General features: G+C 63.6%; 1 protein-coding gene. It reads left to right on the top strand.

What is annotated here, in order from left to right; translation table 11 throughout:
- On the top strand, positions 1–767 hold a 767-nt coding region (locus tag N5K27_RS28990), incomplete at its 5' end, for an IS3 family transposase (protein WP_279821039.1).
- Positions 768–803: the final 36 nt, after the last annotated feature.

The raw sequence follows: 803 nt of genomic DNA, 5'->3' as shown, positions 1-803 counted from the left end.
GGCATGGCCGCTCGCCCAGCGCTCGGGAACAGGCCAACGAGCGATTGATCGGCCGTATCCGAGAGAGCTTCCAGTCCAGCGATCGGACGTATGGCAGCCCTCGGGTATGGCGGGATCTGCGCGCCTGGGGCGAGCACTGGGGCAGGCATCGTGTGGCGCGTCTGATGCGCCGGGCAAACCTCGTGGCACGAACCAAGCGCCGTCGTCACCCGTCGGATGCGGGGCCAAGATCGGCTCATGCCATTGCCGCCAACGTGCTGGATCGAGACTTTACGGCCCGCGCGCCCAACCAGAAATGGGTGGCCGACTTCACCTATGTCTGGACAGCAGAGGGCTGGCTCTACGTGGCGGCCGTCATGGACTTGTACTCACGACGTATCGTCGGCTGGTCCATGCAGGCCAGCATGACGTCGCAATTGGTGACCGACGCCCTGATGATGGCGTTGCATCGGCGAGGCCGCCCGCGCGAAGTCCTGCACCACTCCGACCAGGGCAGCCAGTACACCAGCGAGCAGTTCCAGATGCTGCTGGCCGATGCTGGGATCGTGTGCAGCATGAGCAAGCGCGGGGACTGCTGGGATAATGCCGCCATGGAGAGCTTCTTCTCCACGCTGAAAACCGAACGGCTGAGCCGACGGATTTACCGGTCCCGCGATGAGTGCAGGGCCGAGGTGTTCGACTACATCGAGCGGTTCTACAACACAAGGCGCCAGCACTCAACGCTGGGATACGTCAGCCCCATGCAGTTCGAGGCGGCGGTTTGTTAGGTTAAACAACCTGTCCGGAGAGGCGGGGCAAGCCCA

This window comes from Pigmentiphaga sp. GD03639, from assembly GCF_029845405.1.
In the GTDB taxonomy this organism is placed as follows: domain Bacteria; phylum Pseudomonadota; class Gammaproteobacteria; order Burkholderiales; family Burkholderiaceae_B; genus Pigmentiphaga; species Pigmentiphaga daeguensis.
This window is presented reverse-complemented; position numbering and strand designations above follow the sequence as displayed.